Consider the following 25,069-nt stretch of genomic DNA (forward strand, 5'->3'; position numbering starts at 1 on the left):
GGCTTCTCCCCGATCATCGGCCAGCCACCCGGACCAGTTTGCCAGTCACTTCCTGGATCTCTCGCTTGAAGCGTTTTTCATCGCTGTTGCCGTCCGATAAGTGCAACAGCCAAATCTCTTTGACTTTGCGGGTATCATTGGCTTTCAAGAAATCTTTTACATGTTCCAGACCAAAGTGCGACTTCAGCAGTCGTTTCATTTGTCCTGGATGCAGGTGGCCGGACGCCACCCGTTCCCTTACGATGTCCATCGAATAATTGCATTCCACCATGATGTGGGTTAGATCCCGGAAACGATGCCGGCAGTAATAGGTGTCCGTTAGAAAGACAAGCTTGTCCCCTGCCGTATTGGCCAGTAGGAACCCCAGCGGCTCCTCGACGTCGTGCTGTATATCAAATGGCAGGATCGACCAAGTGCCGATCTGAAACTGTTCCATAGCTCTGATAATCTTCAAGCGATGCCCTGACAGCCCCCGGGCATCAGCGGTGCCTTGGCTGGTATAAACATTGATGCCGGCCTTCATGACATCCTTGGCAGCCTTGCTGTGATCCAGATGCTCATGAGTGATAAGACAGCCAGAAATCTCCGACATCCGGAAATTAAGTGCCCGCTGAAGGGCTTTATAAGGAAAGCCGGCTTCCAGCAGCAGAGCCGTATGCCCATCCGTTATATGGTAGGCATTGCCGGCGCTGCTTGAGCCGAGACATTTTATATCGATCACCAGGAATCAGGGCCGTTTCCAGCCTGCCTCACTGGTGGAATATCATCAGAGAAATCGTCGAATCTCATCTCTTTAGGCTCCTCAGGCGACGCTTGTGATTGACCCTGTTCTACCTTTTCTGAAACGGGAGGAGTTATGTCGATGATTTCCCCATTCGCATTAGCTGCTATCTCTGCCTCCATTTCTGCCTCAGCGATAGCCTCATCCTGACGATTGAAGTGTGTCATAACCAGGCTGCCGTCATCTGAGGTGTTCATGTAAGCCTTACATGCACGATTGATCACGGTTCGCTTAGCCATCTCCCCCGGAAATTCATTATGGGTACTCCCCTCTTTATCCGGGTTTTGTCTAGATTTTTTCCACGCTTGTCGGATCTCCTTGATCGTCATGATCTCGGTGTACTCGCGGCCATCTGCCCAATAGATCGTGCAATAAGCCCCAGCAATTTTGTTATCATCAATGTTGGAAAATGCGGTCTTGTGTTTCGTAATCTTCTTTCGGCCACGAATTACTTCAAATTCGAACTCGTCGCCCTCATAAATGATTTGGGCGTCAATATCTTCGGCACCTGTCACTCTTTTAGTGACGGCCATTGTGCCGAAGTAACTCCGCTGAAAGGTCAAATTTTTACCGTAGGGGATGAAATATCCTTGTTTTTTCGCAGGATTCAAGCCTTGAACAACCATATCAAGCAACGCATTCGCAATGCTGTCCCGAGTACATGCTTCCAGAACTGGTTTGTTATCTTTGGTCTGAACGCTTTGAAGCAGCAGCCAGGCAGACTTCATAGCATTTTCCGGGCTGTAGTTGGCGGGGAAATGAATCTCCCCGCGTTCCTGAAACTTCCTCACTTTATCGGCAACCACGTCGACTGTGTCGCGTTTTACCAATGCCAATTGTGAACTCAATTAGATCGCCTCCTGCATGTTGTTGTGTGGTACGATGCGCAGCTTCTTATTTTTATCTTTCCAAACAGCACTTGCCTCTTCATAACTTCCATGGAGTTTGATCAGTTCGTCCTTCGTCTCATCTGGCAAACTATCAAATGTCGGAGGAACTATTAATCTAATCACCTGGGCATCCGTATCAATCAGCTGCGTTACCGATTCGGCGTTATCGATAAAGATCGGCGCCGAGAAGCCGTAATGCTCGCTAAGGGTATTTATGATGTCCAGACCTACATTAATCTGTGCGGCATTGTTGAGGCCGCCGTCGTATGGAACGCCGTTATAAAGCGTCTTGCAGACATCGTTCAGGCCGCCATTGAGTTGTTCTTCAAACAGCCGGAACCGGGCGTATTTGAATTTGTTGTTGATTTTGGACTCGAGTGCGGAAACCTTGGTCCGCGTAAACTCCTCCGTCAAGTAGAGCTCATGCTGCAGCCGCTCGTATTCGGCAGCAAGTTTGCGCTCCTGTTCAGTCAATTCGGCGATTCGATTTTCAATTGCGACTGCTGCAGCAATTTTCGACTTATCCGATTCGAGCTCGCTGACTTGATCCCTTAGCAACCTGATTTCGGCTTGAACCTTGCTTGCAGCGTCGGATGCGGAAGACCGAAGCTGCTCAATTTCAGAGCGTACGATCTCGGCTTCCTTTTGTTTGGCTTGATACTCTGGATCGTCGGCCGGATCGGAAACGGCTGCCTGCAGCTCAATCAGCTTTGCTTCAGCTTCGGTTACCTCCCCTTGTTTCACCGCCAATTTTTCCTCCAAGGCGGTTAAACTTTCCTCCAAATCAAACATGGAGTGCTTCAGACTTCTAACCTCTTCAGCAGCTGCTTTTCCCTCTGCCGAGATCCGTTCGAGTCGTCTGGACTTGTCGCGATTAAAATCGGCCAGCGCTTTGTCCTGCGCAGCCTGTACTTGATCGGCTGGCAATGCCTGCCCGCATGTTGGGCAGTTGGCGCCATGCTCATGCTGATGGGCGGGGAACTCCAACCCATTAGCAGCATGCCATTCCTCCCGCAGCCGTTCCGCTTGGCTCTCAGCTCTTGCGATTTGTCGCTTGTGCTGTTCAATCTCACGCTGCCCGGCAGAAATTCGCGCTTGCAACTCGGATGCTTCGCCGCGCAGTTGCATCAATCGCTCTCTTTGCTCGTTAACGGCTTGTAATCCATCCGCTTGGACTCGGTGTTTGATGTCCGTCAGCTCGGCGTTTATCTCACGCAGACGGATCTCCTTGGCCGACAACTCCCCGCCGGATTGAATACGTTGTAGTTCAGCGGCCTTGGCGTCTATCCTGCTGCGAAGCGTTTCGATGTCTTCCTGGATCAATTCAGCATCCAGATCGGAAACGTCCGGCATATCACGATACTTCTCGTCAATCCTTGTCGGGATCTCTTTTATTTCCTTATTGATCTCCGCAAGCGCTGATTTAATCGACTGCTTGTGCTTTTCAACGGTCCGCTCCTCCAAAATGGCAGCCAATGGAGTTAGCTCTTTGTTGCTGGCAATGATCTCCGCATCCGTCATATCTCCACAGACCTCCAGCAGCACTTTTCGGCGGGCTTCCGGCTTCAACACCTCGTTAAAGTAAGAAGGGCTCGTCAGAAGCTTGAAAACGTCCTCGCTAATCAAAGCATCAACTTCAGCCCTGTATTCTTTTTCCTTAACAGGAACCCCGTCTACAAAATAGTTTGTTGTATGACCGTCGAACACGGAGGTGGCTGACCCTCGTTTCTGTGTCCATTTTTCGCTGAACACTCTCCGGAACGTCCGGCGACGCTGATTGACCAAGAGGACTCCCTCAACTTCATGATCGAGGCCATGCCGTACAACGTTACCGGCCTTGTCCAGTTCCTTTATTTCAAATTTCTGTTCAGATCGGTTAGCGCTATCTTTTCCGAACAAGAGCCAAGTGAAGCCATCAAACAGAGTCGTTTTGCCCGTTGCATTATCGCCATAGGCATCCGCGTTCCCGCCGTTGGCGTCGAGAACAAATTCACGGAATCCTTTAAAATTACGGAACGTCAGGCGTTCCAGAACGATTTTCTTCAAGCGATTCCCTCCTTAATGGAATATTCCAATTTAACGTCTTCCACGGTTTCTTGCGGTTCTTCTGGGTAACGGACGCTATCCAAATGCTGGCGGATTGCAAATTCAATCTCGGCCAACTGCTCGTCGTTCAGGTGAATCTCTACTGTGCCGCTTTGGGCACGGACCGACAGGATCGTCGGGGTATACATGCGTTTAGGCTGCACCGCTGCTTCGATGCGTTCGCCAGTAATATCAAGCGACATTGCTGCTCCCATGGCCAATCGCTCCCTCTTGTGTGATACGCCCCCATCTGCTATCATGGGGGCAAGCAAATTTATTGAGTACCAGACTCGACCCGTTCCCGCGGGTCGTTTTCTTTTTCGTCATGCTCGGCGATAGTTTGCCATTCCACGATCACCGGGCAGTTTTCGATGCTTACAATCAGATTTTCGTTTTCATCGAGCACATGAAATTCGGAAAAAATTCCGTTTTCATGCTCATAGCCCACCTGCTTGATCTCGATGACTTCCCGGCCGTCCAGCTCGGTGCCAACCTCAAAAACGCGCGTCGGATTACTTACTACCGTAAGCTTTTGAATAACATTCAAGGCCTGTCCCTCCTTTCATATGTACTTGTCAGGGCAATACCGGGGGTGTTAGCATCACCCTGGATGCGTCAGCCGCATCTCCCGGCGCCGAACGGGAGTAAGGTTATGAAACCGTCCGACGCCGGGAGACAGGGCCGAAGCCTTGTCCCGTTACTTAATTAATCCAGTAGCAGCGGCCATCTCTTGAATGGCTGATTTGCTGACAAGTTTCCCTTTAAACACGATCAGGTCGGATTCGTTGCCGGTGAACACGCAGCCGGGAGCATACTTTTGTAAAACAATCCGATCATTATCAATAAAGATTTCAAGAGGGTCCTTCTCATTGATCCCCATCGTCCGACGCAGTTCCATAGGCAATACAACCCGGCCCAGTTCATCCACTTTTCTTACAATTCCAGTCGCTTTCATATTTTTATCTCTCCTTTAAATGGTTTATTGGAAACGAATCCGAATCGCTTCGATTGCAAGATTTGTATTGTATGAATCAAGGGAATCCATATCCGAAAGATTCACCTTGTTGTGTTGATTGAACAAATGAAGAGCAAGGTCAAGCATAAATTTTTCAGCCTGCGTCCAACCTTTTGATGCTTCACGAAGTTTACGAATGTGTACTATGCCGTTATCTAAATCGAAATATCGTGTGGTTAACAGAGGTGTTAACCTGCCGTTGTTCTTGAAGATATAGAGTAACGCGCCCCAATGACGATCCATTATGCCGTTCCCTCCTTGCGCTTCCGGCGTTCATCGGCTACAATGGACGACAAGAGACTCTTAAGACGTGTTCTCAACCGAGACTGCCCTGGCCGGCGGTCTTTTTTCATTTCCGTTTCTGTTTCTGCGATTCGAATCATTTTGTTCAGATATTCCATTCCATCCGAAAGTTTTTTCGAATCGATCATTTTTTCCGGATGCTCCTGAATCAGCTGCAGGTTATGCTTCGCATTCTTCCCTACCTGAATCGCTTCCTTTGCTAAATCCTCTCTGGACATTCGATTCCCTCATTTCAGATATTTTTTAGCCTTTAGTTCAGCCCGGTGTTCTTTCCAGATGCCGAAATAGCTGAATGTGTACTCTTTGCAAAGAACTGCAACATGGTGGGTGAGCGCCGTAATTGCTTCGACACATTCAAAAATCGTAGATTTTATTGCTTCCCGATCCGCTGGTGTCAGCTGATCGGGCCGCTTCATAATAGGTGCCGTTTTCATGGCCACAAGTGCCTCTTCCGCTTCCTCCATCGACTTAAAATGCGTTGCAGCCCTATGTAAATCAGCATTATCTAACCATGGAACACTGGCCCCGCCAGTGATTTCTTCTTGTGCAGCCAGGTAAAGACGTGGCTCATCGAACGTGCTGGCAGCCTGCCGAATCAGGCTCTTTGGTGCCGGCCGCTTTCCGGTCTCTACCTTCGCAACAGAGGACCGATCAATCAGAATTTGCTCAGCAAATTCCTCCTGAGTCATCCCTTGCTGTTTGCGATAATCGTGCAGAACATCTCCTATTGACAATTTTCTCACCTCCCCCTGTCCAGAATCATCAGACGGTCCGGACAAATACGGTACATTCAAGGGGTGGAAATGGACAATTTGGCTCACAAACCGCATAGATTTGTGACAACGAATTCAGTTAATATTTAGTTGTGAGCAAAATCTTCCCCAATCGTCATCCCCTCTGCCGCTGGTAGCCGGTACAGCTCTGGCGGCTTTCTTCTATCCTTTTTAATTCCTTCATTGAATCCTTAAGCAATCGCTTGTATTCCAGTTGCGAGATAGCCTCAGGATTAACTGCATAATTAGGAAGTGCTAATTCAAGAGCTGCCCCCATATCTAATTTTCGAAGGATTACTCGAGTAACCGTTGCCGAAATGCATGCGGCCCGTGAAGATTCACGTTTCCAGCGGAAGCGCATCTTATGCTCCTTCCTGAAGCTCTTCATCCTCAGATTTTTTCTTCTCAGGAATAGGAGCTTCATGTAGAATTTTCAGAGCTTTGACCATTTTCTCCATATCCGGTTCGTATTCCGGATTGTAGGTAATGCCTGGAGGATTCAACGTGATCACTCCTTTTAAAATTTGATAAGTACATAACGACTACGGCTCGGTTCGTGCTGACGGAAGTCGATGACCCAACCTTCCTTAAGCAGCTTGTTGACTTCTTCCGGATCACGAGTTTCCTTGATCGCCTTAATTTCGTGCAAAGACTGTTCCAATCAGATCACCTCCTGTTTAATTGAAGGAGTATCAACAATTTCTTTTTTTATTGAGCTTTCATCAAGTTGACTCCCAAAAAAAATTTCACCTATTAGTTGGTTAAGGCTCATCTCGAATTTATCGGCCAAGACGGGCAGGTGCTCAGCCTTTAGTTTGTTTTCCCCCGACTCAATGCGAAGGTAGCCTCCCGCCGTTTGAAAACCAAGTGCATCTGCCATTTCCTGTAACGGAATTTTTTTTTGAGTTCTTAGAGTCTTTAATTTTCCGAAATCTATCATTTCCTCACCGCCTTTATTTGATGAATGATCAAGTTGTTGATCTTATAGTATTTGATTTTTGCTCAAATGTCAACATGTATTTGCTATTTAATCAACTTTATTTAAAATTTCCGACATACATGCTATCCTTTATTTGATGAAACAGCAAACTTTGGAGGATAAATAAATGTCTTTGGGTCTTCGCCTTAAACAATTGAGAAAAGAGAATAAAATTACACAACGAGATTTGTCTTTAAAATTAGGTATTGATCATACCACTGTATCAAAGTGGGAAGCTGATGTTTACGAACCAGATACTTCAACACTCAATAAGTTAGCTGATCTTTTTGATGTTTCTGTAGATTACCTCTTAGGACGCACTAATATCCCCCGGCCCTTTGACTATGGAGAAGACATCGACCCCAAAGAATTGGCTGAGTTTGAAGAGTTCATTAACAATCCTTATCACGGCATATTCTTCAAGGACTACCTCGAAGCACCAGAAGAGCGCAAAAAGGAGCTGCTAACATTCTGGAGATTTATCCGAGAAGAAGAAAAAGACCGTAAACCCGGCGATCGACAAGGTGAATAGATCTGAAAAGAAGAATAAGAAACTTGAAAGTGTTAGGAGAAGGATATGAGTCATAAAAGGTTCAATTGGGGCTGGATGGGTCCTATTGCGTTTGTTCTTATTGTTTTGCTGTTTATAAATCGCAATGCAATTATCGATTGGGTTATTCGTTCTCCTGAAGATTGGAGACTTATTCCCGTCTCTGAAGGCGCTCGGGATAGTATGCTTAACGATTCTATTTATCCTATAGACCAACCAACCCTCAAAATCAATGATACCGATTTGAACTTAATTGGTGCTGATTTTGGAAAAGAAGATCTGGAAGCAAATGGTTTTAAAAAAAATGCAAATGATCTTGGAGCTATCGAAGCATTTTCTCAAGGGTTCAAGATTGGAATTGCACGTAGTCACGGAGAAGCTAAAAAAAGAGATGCAACCTTGGTACTGTACCTTAAAGCAAAACCATCATCGGAAATAACTTCTCCTCGTGATATCAAACAGTCCAACATAAAGGCGAAAATAACTGACGATAAGGGTGAGGATGGAATTGAACTCTATAACTCATTTTCAGGCAAATATTTGGAGTTGAACAAAGATACATACGGCATTTTCATCTTCGCTGTTTATTCTGACTCAAAGTATTTTGATATTGCTTTTGGAAACACAACATATCGAGTAGCCCTTCCTTTTAAGCAATAATGGTCCTTTTTCAAGGACTATTATTTTTAACATACAACAGAACATACATTCCCGTACTGGAGGTAATCACCATGAAGATCAAACATTATCAATTGACGGCATTGGAGATGTGGGTCGAGGAATTATTTGAGCGTTGCGGAATTGATTCGGTTGAGCAACTGAACATTGATGACATCGCTCGACGACTGAATGTATGGGTTTTTTACAAGCCAATGAAGAGCAAAGGACTTGAAACACGGCCAGGGATTTATACGATGATCATCGATAGCAGACTCTCTCCTACTCAACAATGGCTGGATTTCTTGCACGAGCTGTGCCACCTATTAAGGCATGCCGGCAATCAAACCACCCTTCCAGAGTTATTTACTGTAGGGCAAGAACAGGAAGCTGAGCAGTTCGTGTTATATGCTGCAATGCCTATTTCGATCATCGCAAAATTACATATACCCCAGCAGAGGGATAAGGCGATCGAATTCTTATCCAGAACATTCGCGATCCCTAAGAAGTTCGCCGAACGCCGGTTAGATCAAATACAAAGGAGAGAATTTCAGGGGACAGTGGACTCTGTTTTGGCCAAACAAATCCCTTTCATTGGCTCGGATTCGAAGGAGGAACCCAAAATTCAGAATATCAAATTATTTTCCTATTACGATTCAAACGCCGATGTGCCCGGCCCATCTCAAATCGTTATTGAAGTGGACGCGGCAACAATGAATTCTTCGGGCGAATTCTATTTTTCGGCTGATGGGCCATTCGAACGTTTAGAAATTGAAGATTTTTACGGCTATAAATGCACTCAGTTATCCGTCAAGGATCTGAAATATAAAGATGACAAGATCGGGTTGAATTTCCCCACATTGAGCCTGATATATGGACGGGCTGCGAAAAGGTTTGTACTCCAGATGAGGGACATCGAGCAGTTTTTACAACTCGAACGTGGTTTTTAAGGAGGTTTTTGGTCATATGTTTAACTTTACAGAAGATCAAAATAAAGATGTAGTCGTATACCCACGGGTATCTTCCGATGATCAGCAGGAACGCGAAACTATTCAAAGCCAAGTCGAATTTGCACAGAAATACTGTGAGCTTCATGGTTTAAATATAATCGATTGGTACAAAGACGATGGAGTCACTGGGACGATCCCGCTACATGAACGACCAGAAGGTAAACGATTATTGGAGGATGCTAAAACTGGTAAGTTCAAAACGGTGCTTATTTACAACATGAAACGGCTTGGCCGAAAGGCACGGGTAACACTTGATGCAATCTATCAACTTGAAGAATTCGGTGTAACAATAAAGTCGATGACAGAACCATTCGACACCAGCACCCCAATGGGCAGATTTGTTATTACGCTTCTGGCCGGACAAGCAGAGTTTGACCGAGATACATTGCTCGAAACATTTTGGCATGGAGCCAATCGTGTAGCTCGCCTCGGCCAATGGCTTGGAGGTATTGTTCCTTATGGTTACGTGGTAATTAATAAATTTCTTCAAATCAATGAGGATCCGCTACCTGGTAAAGAAGACATGTCTGAAGCCGGAGTGATTCGGCTTATGTATCACTTAATCGGGAATGAAAAATGGACAACAATACAAGTGGCGGATTATTTCAATTCCCTAAAAATACCGCCATCTTATGTCAAAGACGGCCGAAAAGTCAAAAAGGGAAAGCGGAAACAAAGCACCGCGGGATATTGGACCCCCAGCAGGATTGGCAACATGATTAAGAGCACAACCTATAAAGGATTGCACATTTATGGGAAGAGATCGAAAAAAGATAGAGAATTAATTGAAAGAGATGTGCCGGCTATTGTATCTGATGAATTGTGGTTAAAAGCACAACAAACGCTGGTTGATAACCGGCTCGAAGCGGTCAGAAATAAGACAAGGGATTATCTATTAAGGGGAATCATAAAATGCGGATCCTGTGGACTGACTTATCATGGAACAGCCTATACCGGCGTTGGCCGAAAGCCAACAGCTTACTACACATGCGGTGGCAAGACAGCGTACAAAGGACCACTTCAGGGTAAATGCCGGTCAAAAAATATACCGGCAGATTGGATTGAAAGCATGGTATGGGAAGAATGCATTCGGTTTATAGAGAATCCCGGAGATGCGCTCAAAGAACTGAATGCTGGGATGATGATCCGTCAATCCAAGGTCGGAGAATACCTCACTGAGAAAGAAATGGTGCGGAAGAGTATCGAAGACAAACAAGGGGAACGGCAGGGAATCCTTACTCTTTACCGTCAAAAAATGATTACCGCTTTGGATGTTGAAAAGCAGCTGCAGGAGATCATGTCTGAAACGGCTACCTTAGAGAATCGAATAAGAGAACTCGATTTATTGATCAATGCTGAAAATGATCTGTCTAAAGATTTTAAGACAGCAGAAGAGCTTCTCGTCGATCTTAGAATGAGAATTATCGCCGGCAATAACAATCCAACCTTTAGCACTCGCCGCGAGATTGTTAAAACGCTGGTACATGAAATCATAGTCGACACAATTCCATCGCCGACAGGTGGAAGACCAAAAGCATCTGTTAATGTGAAATATGCCTTCAAACGTAGCCATAGAATTAACAATTCCAAGGGTATTAATCACACGGTTGCCCGTGCGGCTACTTTGGCAGCGATCATCCCGGTCATCAGTGCACATGCAGCCCGGCGCGGATCGCGCAATACCGCTCCAAAATTTCCGGCCCGCTGCTTGACCGGATCGACCTTCAGGTCGATGTCCCTAGGCCCAGGGAATGGACAAAAGAGAAGTTCTCCTTGTCTTCCGCCGAAATGCGCGCCCAGGTGCTGGAAGCCCATGAAAGACAGCGAAAACGATACGGTCAGCTCCATATCGGCTGGAACAGCGAGCTGTCAGGCAGCCTGCTCCGCCGCTTCGCCAGATTGGATGCGGATACCGCCAGCATGCTCCATCAGACCATCGAAGCGCTTGGACTCAGCATGCGCGCCTATGACCGCATTCTTAAGTTGGCGCGAACCATCGCCGACCTGGATGGGCTTGAAGAAATCCGCTCTGCCCATGTCGCCGAAGCGATCCAATATCGAAATTTGGACAGGCCGCAGGTGGAGATGTTTGTGTAAAAAGGGCCCTTGGATAGGATAGGGCGTGTATTATCCTCTCTAATCAATAAGAAAAGGATGTTTTGTCCCTGTAGAGGAATACCTGTCAAAGAATCAGGACTCAACTCTTCAGCAATTTCATTCGTGAGAGCACTAGGCATAATAGCTGCTGTAGTGTAGGCTCTTTTTGTATTATTTGGAACTTTTTTTAAACAAAGAAGGGTAGGCTGATCAATTCGAATCAGCGCCACCCTTCTATCCGGTATTTTCCGGTTTCATGAGCTTATGATTTTACCTTCACTATATATAAGCTAGTCCTTCTTTTTAATGCCCATTCGGGTCACAAAAAATAATAATGAGGCAAAAAATAAAAGCCGTGAAATGCTGACCGCCAGCTTGATCCCCTCACCTAAGTCCTTCATACCAAACAAAATATCGAGTATGGATACCAAACCTGTAATAATTAATATGATCAATGCCAGTAAATACACGTTTAGCTCACCTTTCTTTTGCTTTATAACAATAAAAGCTCTAGCGGCGGAATCCGCCAACCATGCTGGTAACCCAATATACCTTCTAAGCCCCGGCTCAATTGCTTAATGGAACTTGCGAATCTAGCTTATGAGTATCATGTTTTTAAGTTATAGGCGAGCAAATAAATCAAATGCTTGTTGAATCTGTCCGGCTCTTCGAAGTTGGGGAAATGCGCCGACTGTTCGAACCATTCCCATGTCTTGACGGGTGCCTGCAGGTTATGAAAAAACTTCTCCGCCAATTCAAACGGCGTGTTGTAGTCATGCCTGCCCATACAGATATGTACCGGAATTTGCAAGCGGGTAACGCCTTCGAGATTGATACCGCACACCTCCGTCCACATCTGTTGAAGCGAAAAGCGGGCGCCCCGCAAAAAACGGAGCATATCCAGCAAGTTGTACTCGGATGAGCGAAACATGCGGGGTACGATCACTTTGTCCATCGGCTGCAGGTACGTAACACCCCCATAGACGTCCAGCCATTTGCGCTGCACAGTCATTTTCCGGTGATCATAAAACGAGTCCTCCCCTAGTTCATTAAGCTCTCTTAACGCCTTGGCATTGCCCTCCTCCTGCGCTTTGCGCTGCGTATACCGGTAAGAAATCCGTTCACCCTCCACCATATGAACCACCTGTCCCACGCCGATGTAAGCACGATAAAGCTCGGGAAAACGTTCCGCCAGCTTCACGCCTAGGATACTGCCCCAGGAATGGCCGACAATATAAATTTTGTTTTGCTTGAATTTGTCCCGCAGATACTCGGTGACTTCGCGTGCATCAGTTATAAATTGCTCCAGGTTCATAGCGCCGGATGGCAGCCCTCGGCGATAAGACAATCCCGCTCCGCGCTGGTCCCAATTGACCACGACAAAATGCTGCTCCAATTCCCGCTGGAAATAAGGCGCAAAGCCGATCTGCGCGGTGCCCGGACCGCCATGCAGCCACAGCAGCACCGGCAGCCTGGTGCTCTTCCCTCTCATTAAAAGCCATTGGTCCGCTCCCCCGATCCGGATTTTTTCAAGCCGGGCAACCGAACGGGAACTGCTGCTGATTGTTGGCGTAGATCGTATAAAAAACATCCCTTTTATCCCCTTTGCGGACGATTTTGAATCCGTGCCGGGATCATGGGGACTGAAACGGGGGTTTCCCGCAGCACGAAATTTTATGTATGCCTAACCTAACTGACATCCAAACCTATTATGCATCTAACCTAATTGATAAAAAAGACCTCCTGAACGAACCCCAGGAAGTCTTAATAATGTAGTCTATATGCGAAACGGTTTAATTATAACAACAGCATTTATATGATTTCGCGAATTTCCGGGATATGTTGCCGCCGGCCCAATCTTAAAAGGCGCCTTTGATATGCTGCAGCGACACGACGTTGAGCTCTGTATCGAACTCAATCGCAATAACATCAAAGCGGAGTTCCCTTTCCTCCTGCTGCGTGTAATGGAGATAGGTTAAAGCCGTGCTCCGGACCTGCCTCGTTTTGCGAAAATCGACGGATTCGACCGCCGTTCCGTACCGGCCGCTGCCGCTCCGGCTCCTTACCTCAACAATAACTAGCAGCCGGCCAAGCTCGGCAACGATATCAAGCTCGCCGCTGCGGCGGCGCCAATTACGGTCTTTGATGGCATATCCTTCGGCAACGAGATAATCGCAAGCCGCCTGCTCGGCTGCCGCTCCCTTTTCGCGGCGGTTGTCTTTCCCCTTGCTTATTCGTTCAGCCATTCCCTCTCCCTTTCCCGCGCCAATCGGTCCGTTCGGTAAATATAACTCAGCACCTCCGCCACAAGCTGGTATAGCTCCGGCGGAATTTGCTGATCCAAATCGAGTTTCGAGAGCACTTCAACCAACGCCGCATCTTCTTGAACCGGGACTCCGTGCTCTTTGGCTTTATCCAATATGGCCTCGGCGAGTTTACCCCGGCCTTTGGCGGTGACCACGGGCGCATCGGCTTCGCCGGGCGCATATTTGAGGGCGACCGCTTTTTTCATGACATTAAGCGGCTCTTGCTCTTTCTCGCTCATACCCGAAAATCCACCCCTTTATAGCTTTGGGGTACATATTCCTTGACCGCGGCTGCTGTTTCCGCCGGTTTTTCCGGCATAGGCTCCGCCTTGAGCGTCAACAATTGATAACCGACCGCTTCCATCGCTCCGGATATTTCTTCCCTGTTGTTTTCAAGCAGCGCACCAGCCCACTCATTGGCATTATGCACCTTCAGGCTGACAATCCGGTTTACGACCTGAACATCCACAAGCGTTTGCCCCAAATGTTTCATTTGCAGGTCAAACCATAGCCTGCAGTTGGCAGCATCCAGCTCCCCTTTGGGGCCGCGGCGGGATTGGATTTGAACCGATGCCGTCTCTTGGCCGTCCGGCCCGTTCAGCGGCAGGAATAAGGTAACCTGGGCAAACGGCGCCGTCCGGTCTGTATTGAGCAGCAGCTGCTGGCCCGTCAAATGGGAGACCAGCTGCTGGGCCGCTTCCTTCAGCGCCGGCGGAGCTTCATCATGATTCATCAGCTGCAGCAGCACGCCCTTCAGCGTATCCTGCGGCGTGCCCGCGCTTTGCAGGGCATGCTCCGCACGCATCCCGGCGCTATCCGCAGCCGGGAACAGGTTGGCTGCCTGGCGTACGCCGGCAGCCTGCAAGCGGTCCTGCAGCCCTTGGCCGCCAGCCGCCTCCGCGGCCTCAGGCTGCTGCAGGACCGCCCCGCCCGCGGGCGCAGGCGCAGGCGGCCGCGCAGCGGCTGCGGCGCCAGCTGCGCGCGCGCCGCCACTTGCGGGCCCCGGCTCCGCCTGGCCCGCTTCCGGCGCAGCACCCCGGCCCACGGCCGGTGCTGCCGCCTGCGGCCGCGCTCCGCGCGCGGCCGGCTCTTGCGCGGGCTGCATAGCCCCGCGCACGCCCTGCTGCTCGTGCTCCGCACCGAGCAGCTTCAAAAGCCGCCCGACCCACGGCTCCGCCCCGGGGGTCGGGCCCTCCGGCGCTGCCGCGCTGCCGGAGCCTGCCTGCGCCGCCTGCGCTTGCGGCGGCGCCTTCTCCGCGGCCGGCAAGCCTTTGGCGCCGGCTGCGGAAACGCCCTGCTGCACAGCCAGGGCGGTCAGCGGCGCGGTGCGCAGCTGGCCGAGCACCTGCTGCAGCTTCGCCAGCAGCGGCGCAAGTCCGCCCGCGCCAGCGGACGCACCTGCGGCGGGCGCCTGCGCTCCCCCGCCACCCCCTTGGACAGCGGCTTCTTTCATCGCCGATCCTTGCGGCTGCGCCTGATCCTCTCCAGTCTGAATCAACGCTCCGCTGGAAACCGGCGCTCCCTGCGCGGGACGGTTGGCGGTTGCCGCATCTCCAGGCGCCGCCGGCATTCCTCTACCGCCGGGCACCTGCGCCGCATCCAGCTCCGCCTCAAGTTGCGCCAGCAGTTCATGCACTGGCGGTCCAAAAACGGCTTGCTGCAAGCCGCGAACGCTTTCTCCTGTTACGGGCAGCCCCCGCTGCAGCGCAATCGCCGCGGATTGCACCCATTCCGGAAGCGGCACTCCCGCCGGTTTCTGCTGCATGATCCGGCCAAGCAGTTCCGCATTCTCTCTGGTAAGCGGGATACCGCTCGCGCGCATCGCCTCAACCAATGCCCGGTTGTCATCCGTATCCGGCAGGCCCAAGCCTTGCAGCACGTCGGCCATGGATTTGATAGGCAGCGCCGCATTTGGCGAATCAGTGAGCGGCTTCAAAACCATCATCCCATTTTCGCCGGGCGGCTGCACCTGCAGCAGCGTGGCCTGGCCCGCCTCCAGCGGCGTTTCCAGCGCTGCCCTCACCTTGACCCCCTGAATCTGTACTACGGCCTCCTGGCCGTCCTCCGAGACGCTGAGCACCACGCCTCTGACGACCTGGCCAGTCTTCATATCCAGCTGTTTAACGTCACCCGGTTTGGCGTCGCCGAGCAGGCCGCGAATCAACGAACTGATATTCACGTCTCTTCCTCCTTCAATCGTGGACGATCCCTTTGTTCTATTTATCGGCGCCCGCCTGCCGGTAATGAATAAACGCACCAGCCTTACTGGTGCTGAAACATTTCGAACCCACGGCTTAGAACAAAGTTTCCTGCACGACCTCCAGATTCTTCAGAAAGCTCCGCCGGTGCATAGGCGTTGGGCCCAAAGCCATAATTTGCTCACGATGCAATTTGGTAGCGTAACCCTTATGTATCGCAATTCCGTATTCGGGGTATCTGGCCTCCCATTCCCCTTTGCAAAGACGGTCACGCGTCACTTTGGCAATAATGGATGCGGCGGCGATGGATTGACTCGTCGCATCTCCTTTAATGATGGACAATTGCGGCAGATCCACATCGACTTTCTCCGCGTCAACCAGCAAATATTCCGGTTCAACCGCAAGGCCGAGCACCGCCTTTTTCATCGCCAGCCGTGCCGCCTGCTTGATGTTGATCCGGTCGATCGTCGCCGCGTCCACGTATCCGACCGAAACGGCGACAGCCTGTTCCAGGATCTGATCATACAGCTCCTCGCGTTTCTTTTCGCTCAGCTTTTTCGAATCATTTACGCCTTCCAGCACCAGACCTGCGGGAAGGATGACCGCCGCGGCCACCACATCCCCGAACAGGCACCCGCGGCCCACTTCATCGATCCCGGCAATATGTTGATAGGACTTAGCCCAGCATTCTTTTTCATGTACCAATAAGTCTTCCATGCTGTTCCTCCTTGCTCCCCTAAAATGACCCCACAAAGAGTATCGGAAAGAAGTCCGGGCGCCTCTCACAGAGGGGCGCTTTTGCGAAGCAAAAGTACGGAGTGACGCGTAACCTTCGAAGATTATTCCGATTACTTTGCGGGGGGCCCCGGAAATATAACCCCACAAAGTGACGTAGAGCCTTCGAAGCTTATTCCGATTACTTTGCAGGGACCCCGGAAGTATAACCCCACAAAGTGACGCGTAACCTTCGAAGATTATTCCGATTACTTTGCAGGGACCCCGGAAGTTCAACCCCACAAAGTGACGTGTCGCCTTTGGAGCTTATTCCGATTACTTTGCAGGGACCCCGGAAATATAACCCCACAAAGTGACGCGTAGCCTTCGAAGCTTATTCCGATTACTTTGCGGGGACCCCGGAAGTTTATACTTGGTATATCAAAAAAACAGACCTGCAAGTTTCCCCTGTCTATTTATATTCCTGCTCTGAACATTATACTTGATCCCGGCGTTTGCTGCATGCTTTTTACCATTCTTTCAAATCGTTAATCTGCCAAGCCTTCCGGTGTTTTGTTTTACTTGTTCAAGCGGAATTTGCAATAATCATTGAATGCAAAACAAAAACCCTATTACTCTATTTAAAGTAACAGGGTTTTATTTGACTATAACATTATTATTTTGCAAGATCCTGAAGTTCATCATTATATTTGTTGTAATAATAAGTCAGCTAATACTAATTTTTCATATTTGTCATTTGAACATAAGTTTTAGATCGCGTTTCCATATCTCTTTTAGTCTGTTCGAACATTTCGCTGACGATTTCCGGATTCTTTTTGATGTTGTGAAGCGCAGAGAAGCGGGTTTGTTTTTCTAAGAATTCCGGCATCTTCTCAAAATCCGCTTTTTTGAAGTCTAGACGCATCGGATCTTTACCTTTTTCAGCTAACCGCGGATCATAGCGATACAATTGCCAGTAACCGGATTCAACGGCTTCTTTGGCTTCTTTAAGGCTTTGACTCATTCCGCCTTTGAGGCCATGATTAATGCAAGGCGTATAACCAATGATCAGCGACGGCCCTGGATAGCTTTCAGCTTCCACAATGGCTTTAATCGTCTGCATTGGATTCGCTTCTATGGAAATTTGGGCAACGTATACATTGCCGTAAGTCACGGCCATCATGCCGAGATCTTTTTTAGCCGTCTTTTTCCCGCCGGCCGCAAACTTGGCGATCGCGGCAGAAGGAGTTGCTTTGGACATTTGACCACCCGTATTAGCATAAAGCTCATTATCCATCACAAAGATGTTCACATCTTCACCGCTGGCTAACACATGGTCGATCCCGCTAAACCCGATATCGTAAGCCCAGCCGTCGCCACCGATAATCCATTGACTTGGTTTGGCAAACATATCGCGGTCTTTCAAAAGATCGATTAAGATCGGCTCGGTCTCTTCACTTAAAACGGCGGCTAGTTTTGCCGCTCTCTGTTGGGTCCCTTCCCCTTCCTCAAAATGATTTAACCAATCTTCCAGCAAGGCTTTCGTATCGTCTGAACCCACGCCCGCAGCTAAAGCTTTCCGCACTTTGCCTGCCACGCGACGGCGTTTGGCGGTGTTCGCAATATGCATCCCAAAACCATATTCGGCGTTGTCTTCGAATAATGAGTTGCTCCAAGCGGGCCCCTGTCCCAACGCATTAGTCGTGTAAGGCGTTACCGGTGCAGAAGCGCCCCAAATGGAGGAGCAGCCTGTGGTGTTCGCAATCATCATGCGATCTCCGTAAAGTTGCGTGAGAAGTTTAATGTAAAGCGTCTCCCCGCAACCTGCACAGGCCCCGGAGAATTCCAATAAAGGTTTTTCAAATTGGGAGCCCTTGATCGATTCCTTCTTGAAGCTGTTTTCTTTTTGTCTTAGGGTCATGGCAAAGGCCCAGTTCATAACCTGTTCTTTTTGTTCTTCGTAAGGCTTCATAACTAAAGCTTTTTCTTTGGCAGGACAAGCTTCCATACAAAGATTGCAGCCTGTACAATCTTCAATCGATACTTGGATTCGATAATTCAAACCGTCGGCACCTTTCATATCCCGGGTGACAAAACCCGCCGGGGCGGCCTGCATTTCTTTTTCATCAGCCAGAAATGGACGAATGGCGGCGTGCGGACAAACGAAGGCACATTCGTTACACATCGTGCAATGTTCAGAAATCCATTCGGGAACTTCCAATGCAATGCCGCGTTTTTCATAAGCGGCAGTCCCCATTGGAACTACCCCGCCTAACATGCCGTTATCAATCAAATCTTTTACGGTTAAATTGTCGCCTTCCTGGCGATTGATCGGCCGTAAAATGTTAGCGACAAAACTTGGCACATCCGCCTCAGGCCCTTTCGGCTCCACTTCAGCGTCTTTCCACTCAGAAGGAATTTCCACTTTTTCCAACGCTGCAAAGGTTTGGTCAATAGCCTCCCAGTTTTTCTTTACCATTTCCATGGATTTCTTTCCGTAAGTTTTCTTCACTTCTTCTTTTAAAAGAGGTAAGAATTGCTCACGGTCCATGATATCCGTTACTTCGAAGAAGGCAGCGGACATGACGGTGTTGATCCGGCGGCCAAGACCGAGATTTTGCGTAATGCTCAGGGCGTTTATGATGTAAAAATTAATGTTATGTTCTGCCAAATACCGTTTTAGCGGCGCCGGCAATCGTTTCTTAACCTTTTCCTTGTCCCAAACGGTATTCAGCAAGAAGATCCCGCCGTCTTTGAGACCTTTGACCAAATCGTATTGGTGGATATACGCGGCATTATGACAGCCGACAAAATCGGGACGTCCTACATAGTAGCTGGAAGTAATCGGTTCATGGCCAAAACGCAAGTGGGAAATGGTCAGGCCCCCGGATTTCTTGGAATCATAAGCAAAATAGGCTTGCGCATAACGATCCGTGTTGTCTCCAATAATTTTAATGGCTTGCTTATTAGCCCCTACCGTTCCATCAGAACCAAAACCCCAGAATTTTGCTTGAAAGGTCGAAGCCGGAGTCAAATCGAGAATTTCGCCTTTTGGCAATGAAAGATGGGTCACATCATCCACAATCCCGATCGTAAAGCGCGGTTTCATTTCATTGACCGGCAGCAATAAGTGATCATAGATCGCTACGATTTGATCAGGCGTTACATCTTTAGAAGCAATCCCGTAGCGACCGCCAATCACGATTGGACGATTCACCTGGCGATAAAGCACGCTTTGCACATCCAACAATAACGGTTCTCCATCGGAGCCAGGTTCTTTCGTACGATCCAAAACAGCAATCCGTTCTACCGTTTCCGGTAATTTGTCCAAGAGATCATCCGCTGGAAAAGGACGATACAAGTGAATATTGATATGTCCCACTTTACGCCCTCGTTGATTTAGATAATCTACCGTTTGGCGAATCGTTGGTGTAGCTGAGCCCATAGAAACAATCACTTCGGTGGCATCCGGCGCCCCATAGTAAGTGGTCAAATCATAATTAGTGCCCCGCAAGTCATTGATCTTACCCATATATTTTTTCACAATGGCCGGCAAGCGATCGTAAAATTGGTTGACGGTTTCTCGGGACTGGAAATAAATATCCGGATTTTGTGCCGTCCCGGAAACATGAGGATGATTAGGATTCATAGCACGGCTTCTAAAATGCTCCAGCGCTTCCCAATTCATCATTTCTTTAAGATCAGCGTAGTCAATCACTTCAATTTTTTGCAGCTCATGACTGGTTCTAAAGCCATCAAAGAAGTTCACAAAAGGAAGGCTGCCTTCAATGCTGGCTAAGTGGGCAACGGCTGACAAGTCCATGACTTCTTGCACGCTGCCTTCGGATAACATGGCAAAGCCTGTTTGCCGGGTTGACATGACGTCGCTATGGTCGCCGAAAATACTTAAAGCATTGGTGGCAACTGCACGAGCCGTTACATGGAAAACGCTTGGCAATAATTCCCCGGCGATTTTATACATATTCGGAATCATCAGAAGCAAGCCTTGCGAAGCTGTATAAGTCGTAGTTAAGGCACCTGTCTTCAAAGAGCCATGCACGGCTCCCGCGGCCCCGGCTTCCGATTGCATTTCCACAACCTTCACGGTTTCGTCAAAAATATTTTTTTGACCAAGCACTGCCCATTCGTCTACCATTTCAGCCATGGTAGAACTTGGTGTAATCGGATAGATTGCGGCAACTTCCGTAAAAGCATAGGATATATAAGCAGCGGCTGTATTACCATCCATTGTTTTTGTTTTTTTCATCATATCGCTTCCTTTTCTAAAGCTTAACTACGCCTCTTTGGCAGTCACGTACTGATCAATTTCTTTGGCGGCCAATTTTCCAGCCCCCATGGCCAAAATAACGGTAGCTGCTCCTGTAACAATATCCCCGCCGGCGAAAATTCCAGGTACATTCGTAGCACAGGTTTCTTCATCGGCATCAATATAGCCCCATTTATTCACGGCTAATTCCGGGAAGGTGGCCAGCAGGACCTTGTTGGAACCTTGACCAATAGCTTCGATGGCGACGTCGGCTTCAATGACAAACTCACTGCCGGGGATGGTAACCGGACGTCTGCGGCCTGAGGCATCCGGTTCGCCCAATTCCATCTTGACGCATTGAACGCCTGCCAACTTCCCCGTTCCATCATCTAAATATGCCACGGGATTCGTAAGCCAACTGTATTCAATGCCTTCTTCTACTGAGTGATGGTATTCCTCCACCCGGGCTGGCAGTTCTTCCACGGAACGGCGATAAATCACCGTCACTTGACTGGCGCCCATCCGCTTGGCAGACCGCGCCGCATCCATTGCCACGTTACCTCCGCCGATGACCGCGACTTTTGCCGCTTTTTGGACTGGGGTATCATAAGTCGGGAATTGGTAGCCATGCATCAGATTAATGCGGGTTAAGTACTCACTAGAAGAATACACCCCGTTTAAAGCAGACCCTGGAATCCCCATGAAATGTGGCGCGCCAGCTCCTACCGCAATGTAACAAGCATCAAAATCCCTTTGAATTTCTTCAATCGTAATGGTTTTTCCCACCACTACATTGGTTTCAATGGTTACACCGAGAGCTTCAATGCGTTCGATTTCTTTCGCTACAATCCGTTTAGGCAAACGGAATTCCGGAATCCCGTAAGTCAGCACGCCGCCAGCCGTGTGCAATGCTTCAAAAATCACCACCTTATATCCTAATTTCGCCAAGTCCCCTGCAGCGGTTAAACCGGACGGGCCGGAACCAACGATGGCTACCTTGCCTTTATGAAAGGTTCGTTCCACTTTTTCAACGGGCTGCTCTAAAGCCCAGTCCGCCACCAAACGTTCCAGTTTGCCGATGGCCACGGGTTCAAATTTCTTCGATTGGCCAAGGCGGCAAACCATTTCGCATTGTTTTTCTTGCGGACAAACCCGGCCGCAGATGGCTGGCAAATTGGAATAACGACTAATAATTTCATAGGCTTTTTGTATATTTTCTTCTTTGATCGCCTTTATAAATCCGGGAATACCAATCATCACCGGACATTTTAAAATACACGGGGCATCCTTGCACTGCAAGCAGCGGGAGGCTTCCAATATTCCAGATTCCAGATCATATCCTAAGGCCACTTCTTCAAAGTTATTCCACCGGATTTCCGGCGCCTGTTCCGGCATCGGTGTTTTGTTGTAGCTTCTTTTCACCAAAGGGGTTCACCTGCCTTATGTAGGCTTCATAGGAGTCCGTTTCTTCCCGGCTGTATTGTTTCATCCGCTGAATAAATTCCTCCCAATTGACTTCAGTTCCCAAAAATTCCGGACCATCCACGCAAGCAAATTTGACCGAATCCGCTACCGTCACCCGACAGCCGCCACACATGCCGGTGCCGTCAATCATGATAGGATTTAAAGAAACGTAAATAGGAACATCATAATTTTGAGCCATTTTTGCAGCAAATTTCATCATGACGCTCGGTCCAATGGCCCAAGCAACATCGACTGTTTCTCGTAAAAAGACATCTTCCATCGCTGCCGTTACCAGGCCCTGATTGCCGTCTGACCCGTCATCTGTCATGACAATCAACTGATCAGAAAAGGCGCGGCATTCCTCTTTTAAAATGACAAGTTCCCTGGTCTTAGCTCCTAATACAGTTATTACACGATTACCGGCTTCCTTGAGCCCTTTGACAATGGGAAACAATGCCGCAATTCCAACCCCGCCGCCAACTAAAAGCACCGTACCGTAGTTTTTAATCTCAGATGGCATCCCTAGTGGTCCCACAAAATCCTGGAGACGATCATTCGGGTTTAAAGCCGCCAACTCAGCGGTGGATTTTCCTATGACTTGAAATATCAAGCACACACGACCACTTAAAGGATCCGTTTTTACGATTGTTAAAGGAATGCGTTCGCCAAATGCTGTCGTTCGCAAGATGACGAATTGTCCAGGTTTGGCTTTTTCGGCGACTCTGGGGGCTTCCACCCATATTTCGTATTCCTTTTCCGCAAGCTTTCTTTTTTCGGTCATTTTAAACACGCTTATCCTTCTTTCCGCAGGCTTTGCTAGGCTTCTAGAAGAGCTTTGGCGAAAGCTTTTAAGTGGTCGATATCTTCCCCTTCAGCAGCGTTCTCAATTTTCACCGTCTCATGTCCCTTGGTAGCCCCCGTTTTAATGAACGCTTCCTCAAAATCTTCAGCGGCTTTACAGAAGTAGTCCGGATATAATTCGCTATCCCCGCTGCCTACGACGCCAAAAACCTTACCTTGCAAATCTTGTTCAGGCAAATTGGAATAAAAATCTTCAAAATCAAACGGCAATTCCCCATCATTATAAGTATAAGTCGCGATCACACACACATTGGCATCTTCAAAGAAATCACTTTCGACGTCTTCTGCTTCCGCTCTTTCGACATCCGCGCCCAATTCCTTAAAAGCATCCTCCAAAATTTCCGAAATTCCTTCTGTGTTTCCTGTCATACTTGCATAAGCGATTTTTACTAATGTCATTTTTCTCTTCCTCTCCGCTATGAAAATATCGACACTTTGAAACCCCTTACATTTTCACTTATGAATGCGAAAAATTTCTCAAAGATGGATAACTTTAAAAAGTTTTTTTACATCTTTAATATAGCATAACCACAAAATAACTCAATACTTTTTTAGCCATAAAAAATATTTTTTTGGTATGCGGCTAGAAAAGATTTTTTTGACGTCCCACAAACAGGGCAGCCTCTAGAACCGCGCCTCCCAATGCCCGGGCTTTATCAGAAATGCTCCAACAATCAACATGGCTTCTGGGATCAATGTCAGCAACTTTCAAACCGGCAGCAACCTTCGTGCCCTCAGCAATCAAACCGCGCAATGTTCCGCTTAAAGTTGAACGGACTGGCTGCTCATCAATGGTAAACAGGATCTCCCCTTCTGCCACTTGATCACCAATAGCGCGTTTATGGATAACAATGCCGCTAGCCGGAGCATGAATCACCCGTTCTTTGTCTTTTCCTTCAATTAAACCAGGTGTCCCGGTGTTCGGTAGAGAACTTCCGTTAAAAATTAATTTTCCTAATGAATGACCTCGCATCGTTTCAATGACAACATCTACATCGCTTGGAGCATTAAACCCGGGTCCCAGAGCAATCGTGACGGGTGCCATTGCTTTCGTTGTCCCCAGATTTTTTTTCGCTATTATGGCATCCACCACGATCTGCGGTTGAAGCAGTTGAAGACTTAATCCTTCAGGATCGACTAGAACAGGGACTTGTCCTTTGGCCCAGACATCGCCGGCTTCGGCCGGGTTTGCCAAAACGGCGGTCATATCCTCGACCGTTGCGCTTTGGTTTATGACGGCGGTGCCCAGTGCCACTGTGCGGCGGATCATTAGCGGTTCGGCTGTTTCCAATACCGCCACTTTAAAGCCTGCTCGCACCAACTTTTGAATGACGCCTGTTGCCAGATCTCCGCCGCCCCTGACAGCGACAATGGTTTCTGTTATTTTCCCCATAAAATCCAACCTACTTTCTTCTGACTACTCATGGCAATGACCCGCTCTATGGTGTTCAAAAAAGACGGCGGCAAACATTGAAGGACTTCCTTTGCCAATGCCAGCTCAGCAGACGTTTCCACTTGATTGATGGCTAAAATCCGCTTGCCTTTTGCTTTTGCAAAAAGACCATTTTTACAGGCAGCAACTTGCGCTAGCACTGACGGCGTTACTTTCGGGTTTTTGACCAAAGGGACCAGCGCCAAAAATTGGCTCAAGCGATGAATATTTATTTCGTTGATGTCAAGACCGCAAGCCTTGATGGGAAAAATCCCAACGGTCGTGGTGGTCTGCGGTAAAATAACAGGTTCAAAAGCCGCCCAACCTTTTAAAGGCCTCTGCTTGGAGCCATCCGCTTCAATAAAGGCTTTCTCGAATTGCGGTAAAATCCGGGCAAAAAGCTCCGGCGAAACACCGCCGAGCTTATGCGCTTGACCGATATATCGTCCCATCAAGGTAATCCCTGGTTCTGCCGTTCGCGCTTCGAACTTATCCGTCCACAGCACATCAAATTTACTCTCTTCCGGAAAACGAATCTTCGTGGTGGTCGCCATTAACACCCGTTCTCCCGGAAAACTTTTTGCCAAATACTCCATGGTGGCGGTTTTGCCGCCGCTGCCGATCAGAGCCACGATTTCTTTTGGTTCAAAACCAAAACAATCCTTTAATTCCATCCTTGATAACATG

28 protein-coding genes and 2 pseudogenes are annotated in these 25,069 nt (G+C 48.4%); 5 read left to right on the forward strand and 25 right to left on the reverse strand.

All coding sequences use genetic code 11. The features are described 5' to 3' along the window. Positions 1-13 precede the first annotated feature (13 nt). The 13 genes from L6442_RS22385 to L6442_RS22445 all read right to left on the reverse strand — a co-directional run bounded on the left by L6442_RS22385 (position 14) and on the right by L6442_RS22445 (position 6,787). Positions 14-721 (reverse strand): MBL fold metallo-hydrolase, encoded by a 708-nt coding sequence (locus tag L6442_RS22385; protein WP_212958369.1) that lies wholly within the window; start codon positions 719-721, stop codon positions 14-16. Further along, a complete protein-coding gene (locus tag L6442_RS22390; protein ID WP_212978751.1) occupies positions 718-1,629 on the reverse strand; it encodes a recombinase RecT in 912 nt (303 codons plus the stop codon). The genes L6442_RS22385 and L6442_RS22390 overlap by 4 nt, the downstream gene beginning before the upstream one ends. Beyond that, positions 1,630-3,717 (reverse strand): ATP-binding protein, encoded by a 2,088-nt coding sequence (locus L6442_RS22395; protein ID WP_212978752.1) that lies wholly within the window; start codon positions 3,715-3,717, stop codon positions 1,630-1,632. Beyond that, positions 3,714-3,971 (reverse strand): hypothetical protein, encoded by a 258-nt coding sequence (locus L6442_RS22400; RefSeq protein ID WP_212958363.1) that lies wholly within the window; start codon positions 3,969-3,971, stop codon positions 3,714-3,716. Before L6442_RS22400 ends, L6442_RS22395 begins: the two co-directional genes overlap by 4 nt. 59 nt (positions 3,972-4,030) lie before the next feature. Further along, entirely contained in the window at positions 4,031-4,303 is a 273-nt protein-coding gene (locus L6442_RS22405) for a hypothetical protein (protein WP_212978753.1), read from the reverse strand. 150 nt (positions 4,304-4,453) lie between these two features. Beyond that, complete coding sequence (locus tag L6442_RS22410) at positions 4,454-4,711, reverse strand: AbrB/MazE/SpoVT family DNA-binding domain-containing protein (RefSeq protein WP_212978754.1); 258 nt, start codon at positions 4,709-4,711, stop codon at positions 4,454-4,456. A gap of 24 nt (positions 4,712-4,735) precedes the next feature. Continuing rightward, positions 4,736-5,014: a hypothetical protein gene (locus L6442_RS22415; RefSeq protein ID WP_212978755.1), complete on the reverse strand. Its 279-nt coding sequence runs from the start codon at positions 5,012-5,014 to the stop codon at positions 4,736-4,738. Next, positions 5,014-5,292 (reverse strand): hypothetical protein, encoded by a 279-nt coding sequence (locus tag L6442_RS22420; RefSeq protein WP_212978756.1) that lies wholly within the window; start codon positions 5,290-5,292, stop codon positions 5,014-5,016. The genes L6442_RS22415 and L6442_RS22420 overlap by 1 nt, the downstream gene beginning before the upstream one ends. A gap of 9 nt (positions 5,293-5,301) precedes the next feature. Next, a complete protein-coding gene (locus tag L6442_RS22425; RefSeq protein ID WP_212978757.1) occupies positions 5,302-5,808 on the reverse strand; it encodes a helix-turn-helix domain-containing protein in 507 nt (168 codons plus the stop codon). A 154-nt stretch (positions 5,809-5,962) separates the two neighbouring features. Continuing rightward, on the reverse strand, positions 5,963-6,208 hold the full coding sequence (locus tag L6442_RS22430; protein ID WP_212978758.1) for a hypothetical protein: 246 nt from the start codon (positions 6,206-6,208) through the stop codon (positions 5,963-5,965). Between the two features lies 1 nt (position 6,209). Continuing rightward, the gene (locus tag L6442_RS22435) at positions 6,210-6,350 is read right to left on the reverse strand and encodes a hypothetical protein (RefSeq protein ID WP_212978759.1); all 141 of its coding nucleotides are present in this window, start codon (positions 6,348-6,350) and stop codon (positions 6,210-6,212) included. A gap of 14 nt (positions 6,351-6,364) precedes the next feature. Next, positions 6,365-6,508: a hypothetical protein gene (locus L6442_RS22440; RefSeq protein WP_212978760.1), complete on the reverse strand. Its 144-nt coding sequence runs from the start codon at positions 6,506-6,508 to the stop codon at positions 6,365-6,367. Then, positions 6,509-6,787 (reverse strand): helix-turn-helix domain-containing protein, encoded by a 279-nt coding sequence (locus L6442_RS22445; protein WP_237100046.1) that lies wholly within the window; start codon positions 6,785-6,787, stop codon positions 6,509-6,511. Between the two features lie 166 nt (positions 6,788-6,953). Here L6442_RS22445 and L6442_RS22450 point away from each other — a divergent pair, with 166 nt between their 5' ends. From L6442_RS22450 to L6442_RS22470, 5 genes and pseudogenes are all read left to right on the forward strand, one after another. Further along, positions 6,954-7,358: a helix-turn-helix domain-containing protein gene (locus L6442_RS22450; RefSeq protein ID WP_212978761.1), complete on the forward strand. Its 405-nt coding sequence runs from the start codon at positions 6,954-6,956 to the stop codon at positions 7,356-7,358. A gap of 45 nt (positions 7,359-7,403) precedes the next feature. Beyond that, positions 7,404-8,036 carry a hypothetical protein gene (locus tag L6442_RS22455; RefSeq protein WP_212978762.1) on the forward strand — a complete coding sequence of 211 codons (633 nt, stop codon included), beginning with the start codon at positions 7,404-7,406 and terminating at the stop codon, positions 8,034-8,036. Between the two features lie 71 nt (positions 8,037-8,107). Further along, positions 8,108-8,983, forward strand: coding sequence for an ImmA/IrrE family metallo-endopeptidase (locus L6442_RS22460; RefSeq protein ID WP_212978763.1), 876 nt, complete (start codon positions 8,108-8,110; stop codon positions 8,981-8,983). A gap of 16 nt (positions 8,984-8,999) precedes the next feature. Then, positions 9,000-10,118, forward strand: a pseudogene (locus L6442_RS22465) (recombinase family protein); the annotation flags it as partial. A 698-nt stretch (positions 10,119-10,816) separates the two neighbouring features. After that, on the forward strand, positions 10,817-11,140 hold the full coding sequence (locus tag L6442_RS22470; RefSeq protein ID WP_373871817.1) for a magnesium chelatase subunit ChlI family protein: 324 nt from the start codon (positions 10,817-10,819) through the stop codon (positions 11,138-11,140). A 290-nt stretch (positions 11,141-11,430) separates the two neighbouring features. On the opposite strand, the gene L6442_RS22475 is transcribed toward L6442_RS22470, so the two are convergent. From L6442_RS22475 to yqeC, 12 genes and pseudogenes are all read right to left on the reverse strand, one after another. After that, positions 11,431-11,610, reverse strand: a complete 180-nt coding sequence (locus tag L6442_RS22475; RefSeq protein ID WP_194230529.1) for a hypothetical protein — start codon at positions 11,608-11,610, stop codon at positions 11,431-11,433. Positions 11,611-11,747: 137 nt separating this feature from the next. Further along, the gene (locus tag L6442_RS22480) at positions 11,748-12,731 is read right to left on the reverse strand and encodes an alpha/beta fold hydrolase (protein ID WP_212978764.1); all 984 of its coding nucleotides are present in this window, start codon (positions 12,729-12,731) and stop codon (positions 11,748-11,750) included. Positions 12,732-12,999: 268 nt separating this feature from the next. Continuing rightward, on the reverse strand, positions 13,000-13,386 hold the full coding sequence (locus L6442_RS22485; protein ID WP_212978765.1) for a YraN family protein: 387 nt from the start codon (positions 13,384-13,386) through the stop codon (positions 13,000-13,002). Next, on the reverse strand, positions 13,371-13,685 hold the full coding sequence (locus tag L6442_RS22490; RefSeq protein ID WP_194230532.1) for an EscU/YscU/HrcU family type III secretion system export apparatus switch protein: 315 nt from the start codon (positions 13,683-13,685) through the stop codon (positions 13,371-13,373). The genes L6442_RS22485 and L6442_RS22490 overlap by 16 nt, the downstream gene beginning before the upstream one ends. Beyond that, positions 13,682-15,625: a hypothetical protein gene (locus L6442_RS22495; protein ID WP_212978766.1), complete on the reverse strand. Its 1,944-nt coding sequence runs from the start codon at positions 15,623-15,625 to the stop codon at positions 13,682-13,684. The genes L6442_RS22490 and L6442_RS22495 overlap by 4 nt, the downstream gene beginning before the upstream one ends. Before the next feature lie 115 nt (positions 15,626-15,740). After that, the gene (locus L6442_RS22500) at positions 15,741-16,661 is read right to left on the reverse strand and encodes a ribonuclease HII (RefSeq protein WP_272880272.1); all 921 of its coding nucleotides are present in this window, start codon (positions 16,659-16,661) and stop codon (positions 15,741-15,743) included. Positions 16,662-17,103: 442 nt separating this feature from the next. Then, positions 17,104-20,625: pseudogene (gene nifJ, locus L6442_RS22505) on the reverse strand (pyruvate:ferredoxin (flavodoxin) oxidoreductase); the annotation flags it as partial. A gap of 27 nt (positions 20,626-20,652) precedes the next feature. Continuing rightward, positions 20,653-22,047 (reverse strand): NADPH-dependent glutamate synthase, encoded by a 1,395-nt coding sequence (gene gltA / locus L6442_RS22510; protein WP_237100047.1) that lies wholly within the window; start codon positions 22,045-22,047, stop codon positions 20,653-20,655. Continuing rightward, positions 21,986-22,870 carry a sulfide/dihydroorotate dehydrogenase-like FAD/NAD-binding protein gene (locus L6442_RS22515; RefSeq protein ID WP_237100409.1) on the reverse strand — a complete coding sequence of 295 codons (885 nt, stop codon included), beginning with the start codon at positions 22,868-22,870 and terminating at the stop codon, positions 21,986-21,988. The genes gltA and L6442_RS22515 overlap by 62 nt, the downstream gene beginning before the upstream one ends. 35 nt (positions 22,871-22,905) lie before the next feature. After that, positions 22,906-23,349, reverse strand: coding sequence for a flavodoxin (locus tag L6442_RS22520; RefSeq protein WP_212978769.1), 444 nt, complete (start codon positions 23,347-23,349; stop codon positions 22,906-22,908). Between the two features lie 184 nt (positions 23,350-23,533). Next, positions 23,534-24,343 carry a selenium-dependent molybdenum cofactor biosynthesis protein YqeB gene (gene yqeB / locus L6442_RS22525; protein WP_212978770.1) on the reverse strand — a complete coding sequence of 270 codons (810 nt, stop codon included), beginning with the start codon at positions 24,341-24,343 and terminating at the stop codon, positions 23,534-23,536. Beyond that, positions 24,331-25,068, reverse strand: a complete 738-nt coding sequence (gene yqeC / locus L6442_RS22530) for a selenium cofactor biosynthesis protein YqeC (protein WP_212978771.1) — start codon at positions 25,066-25,068, stop codon at positions 24,331-24,333. The genes yqeB and yqeC overlap by 13 nt, the downstream gene beginning before the upstream one ends. Position 25,069: the final 1 nt, after the last annotated feature.

This window comes from Paenibacillus azoreducens, from assembly GCF_021654775.1.
Taxonomy (GTDB): Bacteria; Bacillota; Bacilli; order Paenibacillales; family Paenibacillaceae; genus Paenibacillus_AQ; species Paenibacillus_AQ azoreducens.

Excerpts from the sequence above, each read along its gene's own strand:
- L6442_RS22400 (WP_212958363.1), bottom strand. The coding sequence starts at position 3,971 with ATGGGAGCAGCAATGTCGCTTGATATTACTGGCGAACGCATCGAAGCA.
- L6442_RS22410 (WP_212978754.1), bottom strand. The coding sequence starts at position 4,711 with ATGAAAGCGACTGGAATTGTAAGAAAAGTGGATGAACTGGGCCGGGTT.
- L6442_RS22415 (WP_212978755.1), bottom strand. The coding sequence starts at position 5,014 with ATGGATCGTCATTGGGGCGCGTTACTCTATATCTTCAAGAACAACGGC.
- L6442_RS22420 (WP_212978756.1), bottom strand. The coding sequence starts at position 5,292 with ATGTCCAGAGAGGATTTAGCAAAGGAAGCGATTCAGGTAGGGAAGAAT.
- L6442_RS22430 (WP_212978758.1), bottom strand. The coding sequence starts at position 6,208 with ATGCGCTTCCGCTGGAAACGTGAATCTTCACGGGCCGCATGCATTTCG.
- L6442_RS22445 (WP_237100046.1), bottom strand. The coding sequence starts at position 6,787 with ATGATAGATTTCGGAAAATTAAAGACTCTAAGAACTCAAAAAAAAATT.
- L6442_RS22450 (WP_212978761.1), top strand. The coding sequence starts at position 6,954 with ATGTCTTTGGGTCTTCGCCTTAAACAATTGAGAAAAGAGAATAAAATT.
- L6442_RS22455 (WP_212978762.1), top strand. The coding sequence starts at position 7,404 with ATGAGTCATAAAAGGTTCAATTGGGGCTGGATGGGTCCTATTGCGTTT.
- L6442_RS22460 (WP_212978763.1), top strand. The coding sequence starts at position 8,108 with ATGAAGATCAAACATTATCAATTGACGGCATTGGAGATGTGGGTCGAG.
- L6442_RS22480 (WP_212978764.1), bottom strand. The coding sequence starts at position 12,731 with ATGTTTTTTATACGATCTACGCCAACAATCAGCAGCAGTTCCCGTTCG.
- L6442_RS22485 (WP_212978765.1), bottom strand. The coding sequence starts at position 13,386 with ATGGCTGAACGAATAAGCAAGGGGAAAGACAACCGCCGCGAAAAGGGA.
- L6442_RS22490 (WP_194230532.1), bottom strand. The coding sequence starts at position 13,685 with ATGAGCGAGAAAGAGCAAGAGCCGCTTAATGTCATGAAAAAAGCGGTC.
- L6442_RS22515 (WP_237100409.1), bottom strand. The coding sequence starts at position 22,870 with ATGACCGAAAAAAGAAAGCTTGCGGAAAAGGAATACGAAATATGGGTG.
- L6442_RS22520 (WP_212978769.1), bottom strand. The coding sequence starts at position 23,349 with ATGACATTAGTAAAAATCGCTTATGCAAGTATGACAGGAAACACAGAA.
- yqeB (WP_212978770.1), bottom strand. The coding sequence starts at position 24,343 with ATGGGGAAAATAACAGAAACCATTGTCGCTGTCAGGGGCGGCGGAGAT.
- yqeC (WP_212978771.1), bottom strand. The coding sequence starts at position 25,068 with ATGTTATCAAGGATGGAATTAAAGGATTGTTTTGGTTTTGAACCAAAA.